This window comes from Collinsella sp. AM13-34, from assembly GCF_003473055.1.
Classification (GTDB): domain Bacteria; phylum Actinomycetota; class Coriobacteriia; order Coriobacteriales; family Coriobacteriaceae; genus Collinsella.
The window spans coordinates 1-4,983 of sequence record NZ_QRLE01000043.1; the positions used below are offsets into that span (position 1 = coordinate 1).

The window sequence follows — 4,983 nt, forward strand, 5'->3', positions numbered from 1 at the left end:
TCCGCCGCCGCGCTCGACCAGGCGCGCGCCGCCAGCGAGAAGGCGGACGCCCAGACGACGGCCGCAGAGCAGGCGCTCGAGGCGGCGCGAGCCAAGGCCGACGCCCGCACGGTGCGCGCGCCGGCCGCCGGCACCGTGATGTCGCTCGCGGCCTCCCCCGGGACCTCCGTGCAGGCGCAGTCCGGCACGGCCCTCGCCGAGATCGGCGACCTCACCAAGCTCAGGGTCTCCCTCGCCGTCAACGAGGTGGACGTTCCGAAGGTGGCCGTGGGCCAGAAGGCGGAGGTGACGTTCCCCGCCGTCGACGGACTCAAGCTCGAGGGCACGGTGACGGACGTGGCGACGCAGGCGACGGCGGGCAAAGACTCGGGCTCGGTCGTCACCTACGACGTGGGGCTGCTCGTCGACGCTCCCGACCCGCGCCTCAAGCCCGGCATGAGCGCGAGCGCCGACATCGCCGTCCAGACGCTTGAGGACGCGCTCGTCGTCCCCGCGGGCGCGGTCGGGACCGACGCGGACGGAAACTCGACCGTCGAGGTGTGGGTGCCGGGCAAGGACGGCGCCGAGGGCAGGACCGAGACCCGCAGGGTCAAGGTCCTCCTGAAGACCGACGACGGCGCAGCCGTCGAGGGCGACCTGACGGAGGGCGACCAGGTGGTCACGTCGGCAGCGAAGGGCGGCGAGTGAGGTGGCGCGCCCGAGCGGCGCGCCCGCCGCAGCGCACCTCCCCGCGCCGGGGGCCGTCCCGGCCATCGAGGCACGCGGCCTGACGCGCTCCTACGCGAGCGCCGCCGGCCCCGTCCGGGCGCTGCGCGGCGTGGACCTCAGGGTCATGCCCGGCGAGTTCGTGGCGATCATGGGGCCCTCGGGCTCGGGCAAGTCTACCCTCATGAACGTGCTCGGTCTGCTCGACCGCGCGGACGCGGGGACCTACCTGCTGGAGGGCGAGGACGTCTCGTCGCTCACGGACGCGGAGCTCGCCTGGGTGCGCGCCGGGTGCATCGGCTTCGTGTTCCAGAGCTTCAACCTCCTGCCGCGCGAGACCGTCCTCGACAACGTCTGCCTGCCGCTCGCCTACGCCGGGGCGCCCCGGCGGGAGCGGCGGGAGCGGGCGATGGCCGCGATTGCGGCGGCGGGCCTGCCAGAGGGCTACGCCGGGCATCTCGCCCGCGAGCTCTCGGGCGGCCAGATGCAGCGCGTCGCCATCGCGCGGGCCCTCGTGGCCGACCCGGCGATCGTGCTCGCCGACGAGCCGACGGGCAACCTCGACTCGGCCACGGGAGACGCCGTCATGCGCACGTTCCAGGCGCTCTCCGCCGCCGGCCGCACCGTCGTGCTCATCACGCACGACGCGGGCGTGGCGGCGCGGGCCGGGCGGGCCCTCACCCTGCGCGACGGCCTGCTCTCCGAGGCGCTCGGGGGCGCGGACAGCCGCGCGTATGGCAGGGAGGCGCTTCGGGCGCTGCCCTCGCCGGCGGAAGGGGGCCCGCGATGAGGCCCGCGGACGTCTGCCGCGAGTCGGTGCGCGCGCTCGCCCACAACCGGGGCCGCACCGCGCTCACGGCCCTCGGTGTGGTGATCGGCATCGCCGCGGTCATCGCCATGACGGCGCTCGTCACGGGCGTGCGCTCCGCCATGGCCGAGCGGCTCGGGCTCTCGCAGGCGCGCGCCGCCTCCATCACCTACGCGGGCGCCGACGCCCTGGGGCTCACCGAGGCCGACGTGGCCGCCCTGCGCGCGGCGGTACCAGGCTTCGAGATCCTCTCGGGCTCGGTCTCCACGACGGCCTCTGCGACGTGGGGCACCGAGGCCGTGAAGGACATGGGTGTGCTCGGCGTCTCCCCCGACTGGTTCGAGGCCGCCTCGGCCAGGCTCGCTGCGGGCAGGCTCCTCGACGCCGCGGACGGCGAGTCCGCGTCGCGCGTCGCGGTGCTCACCGACGGCATGCTCAGACAGCTGGAGGGCGAGTCGGCCGACCCGGCGGCGGCCGTGGGACGCCGCGTCACCATCGCGGGCACGCCCTTCGAGGTGGTGGGCGTCCTCGCCGACGCCGGCGCGGCCTCGGGGCTCTCGTCGGCGATCATGCCGCTGCGCACCCTGCGCCAGCGCGTGGGATCGCCCGACGGCGCCGACCTCTTCACCTCCGTCCTCGCCTTCGCGCGGGAGGGCGAGGACGTCGACGGGCTCGCCCGCGAGGCCGCGTCCGCCATCGAGGCGCGCAAGGGAGGGTCGGGCAGGGCCTCGGTGTGGCCGATGAAGGCGGCCATGGAGCAGTCCGACGCCGTCATGGGCTCGTTCCAGCTGCTGCTCACCTGCGTGGCAGGCATCTCCCTGCTCGTGGGAGGCATCGGGATCATGAACATGATGCTCACGAGCGTGACGGAGCGCACCCGCGAGATAGGCCTGCGCCGCGCTCTCGGCGCGAGGAGGTCGGACATTGTAGCGCAGTTCCTGCTCGAGGCGGTGCTCGTGTGCCTCGCCGGCGGGGCGGCGGGCATGGCCGCGGGCTACGCCGCCGCCTGGGGGTTCGCCGGCATGGCGGCCCAGATGGCGGGCTCCGGGGCGATCACGCCGCAGGTGCCCGCGGCGGTGGCCGGCAGCACCGTGGCGGTGTCGGCCGCGGTCGGGGTGGTCTTCGGGCTCTACCCGGCCTGGCGGGCCGCCAGGCTCTCGCCGGTGGAGGCGCTCAGGCACGGGTAGCGCGCCCGGGAAGACGAGCCGGCCGCGGGGCCGGATGACATAGACGGGACAGTTCGGACAAGAACTCACGAGAGAGGAAAGGCAATGGAAGAGAAGACGAGAAAGTTCAACGCAAAGAGAATCGCGGTCGCGGCGCTGCTCGCCCTGGCGCTCGTCGCCGGGGGTGTCGCCGCGGGATGGCTCATCACCAGCCGGGACGCGGCGGGATCGGGCGGCGGGGAGGTGACCGACACCCAGTCCGTCGGCGGCGGCCCCGACTCCGGGCAGATGCCGCCCGACGCCAAGCAGGTGCCCGAGGACCAGCTCCAGGGCGGCGGGGAGGTGACGTTCTCGAGCTAGGGGTGACGGCACGGGACCGCTGAAAAGAGACTGTCCATGACGAGGGGCGCCAGCGGAGATTACCGCCGGCGCCCCTCGTCAATGAGTGGATTCTGGCTTCAGTCGCCCCACCTCACGAAAACCTACCCCGCTTGGTGGCGGCTCCACGAGATACAAGAAGCTCGAGGACCTTTTCTATTTCGGGCGGCTGCCTCCGTTGTCTTCCGGCGCTGTCGAGTCCCAGGGCAATCGAAGCGTTGCCGATGTTGGCAAACTGCCCGCATCCTCGCCGGCCTGGCTTGAGCGGCGGGACGACCGATGGGGATGGGCTTCATGCCCGCTTCTCCTTCTTGCATAGAGCGCGCCTCCTGCGATTGCGAGCGCTGCGGCGATGGCAAACGTGATGGCGGCGAGGATCCAGTTCCCCTCGGCGGCGAAGCCGGCGGCAAGGGTGGACGAGGCCACCGAAGGGATGCGCCCTATCGTGGTGATTGCGGCGATCTTCCACCAGGGGCAGCTCGTGAGCGCCGCGGCGTAGGTGAGGACGTCTTTGGGCGTCCCGGGGATAAGGAACACGGCGAACATGACCGCTTCGAGCCGCGTCGGATCTTTGAGCCATGGGACGGACCCCATCTGCTCGCGGGTGAAGAACAGCCCGACGAGCCTCGTGCCCAGGGTCTTCACGAGCGCTACGACGGCGAGCGTTCCAGCGAGTGCGCCCGCAAGGCAAAGGGCGGTCCCCTCCCAGAATCCGAAAAGGTAGCCCGCCGCGAGCTCGACCGGCTCTCCTGGCAGGACGGCGATTCGGCAGGCTGAGGGTGGAGCTCTTCCACCTCAGGGACTGGTCCGGCTGGACCGTGGACGGCTTCGTCAGGGTGCTCGGGCGCTATATTGGGTGGTACAACTCCGGCAGGCTCAAGTCCTTCGGCGGGGGCCCCACGATACGATAGGCGGCAGGAGGGCGAGGCTCGGCCTTGCGGCCCAGCCTCGGTCAAATAAATCGTCCGCACCCTCAAGGCAAAGAAAATCGATGAAAACGGTGGAGAAATCGTCAAGACAAAGGTATGTCCTCATTGTCAAATAGAGTTTGTGCCTACAAGTAACAGGCAGATTTTCTGTTCAAAGGATTGCTGCTATCAAGCAAGGCAAGACCAAAAGAAAGCCGACAGAGAGGAAGAAAGAGGAAATATTTCTTAATGAAGAGCGATTATTTTTGAATTTTACGGAGGTAATTATGGCTTTTGATTTTAAGAAAGAATATAAGGAATTTTACATGCCGAAGAACAAACCAGAGATTGTGAATGTTCCAAAGGCAAACTATATTGCTGTTAGAGGCAAGGGCAATCCGAATGAAGAAGGCGGAGCATATCAGCAGGCTATTAGCGTACTGTATGCTGTTGCTTATACATTGAAAATGAGTTATAAGACCGATTATAAAATTGATGGGTTCTTTGAGTATGTTGTACCACCACTTGAAGGATTTTGGCGGCAAGATGATATTGAGGGAGTAGATTATACAAACAAATCTGCCTTCAACTGGATTTCTGTTATTCGTTTGCCCGATTTTGTTTCCAAAGCGGATTTTGATTGGGCGGTAGAAACAGCAACGTGCAAGAAAAAACTTGATTGCTCGTCAGAAGAGTATCTTACGATTGATGAAGGATTATGCGTTCAAATTATGCATTTAGGATCTTTTGATGACGAACCTGCAACCACTGCACTTATGGATGCCTATTTGGAGCAGAATGGATATGTTAATGATATGAGCAAAGATAGGTTGCATCACGAGATTTATATGTCTGATGCAAGAAAGGTTGCTCCTGAGAAATGGAAAACCGTCATCAGGCACCCGATTAAAATGGCGTAAAATTTGAATTCTACGGAGGAAAGGATTACGTCCGTCGGGCTGGAAAGGGAAATCGGGGCGTCTCCCCCGCCCGTTCCGGATTCGACGCAAAGCAGCAC

6 protein-coding genes are annotated in these 4,983 nt (G+C 66.4%); 5 read left to right on the top strand and 1 reads right to left on the bottom strand.

The window, feature by feature from the left end; all coding sequences use genetic code 11:
- The 4 genes from DW151_RS10185 to DW151_RS10200 form a co-directional block, all read left to right on the top strand.
- Positions 1-687, top strand: a 687-nt coding sequence (locus DW151_RS10185) for an efflux RND transporter periplasmic adaptor subunit (protein WP_118335720.1), incomplete at its 5' end; no start/stop codon positions are given.
- Position 688: 1 nt separating this feature from the next.
- Positions 689-1,495 carry an ABC transporter ATP-binding protein gene (locus tag DW151_RS10190; RefSeq protein ID WP_118335722.1) on the top strand — a complete coding sequence of 269 codons (807 nt, stop codon included), beginning with the start codon at positions 689-691 and terminating at the stop codon, positions 1,493-1,495.
- A complete protein-coding gene (locus DW151_RS10195) occupies positions 1,492-2,700 on the top strand; it encodes an ABC transporter permease (protein ID WP_118335724.1) in 1,209 nt (402 codons plus the stop codon). Before DW151_RS10190 ends, DW151_RS10195 begins: the two co-directional genes overlap by 4 nt.
- Before the next feature lie 84 nt (positions 2,701-2,784).
- A complete protein-coding gene (locus DW151_RS10200) occupies positions 2,785-3,039 on the top strand; it encodes a hypothetical protein (RefSeq protein ID WP_118335726.1) in 255 nt (84 codons plus the stop codon).
- 174 nt (positions 3,040-3,213) lie between these two features.
- Here the strand turns inward: DW151_RS10200 and DW151_RS10205 are convergent, their stop codons facing one another.
- On the bottom strand, positions 3,214-3,822 hold the full coding sequence (locus DW151_RS10205; RefSeq protein WP_118335728.1) for a TVP38/TMEM64 family protein: 609 nt from the start codon (positions 3,820-3,822) through the stop codon (positions 3,214-3,216).
- A gap of 430 nt (positions 3,823-4,252) precedes the next feature.
- Here DW151_RS10205 and DW151_RS10215 point away from each other — a divergent pair, with 430 nt between their 5' ends.
- Entirely contained in the window at positions 4,253-4,885 is a 633-nt protein-coding gene (locus tag DW151_RS10215; RefSeq protein ID WP_118335730.1) for a GyrI-like domain-containing protein, read from the top strand.
- Positions 4,886-4,983 lie beyond the last annotated feature (98 nt).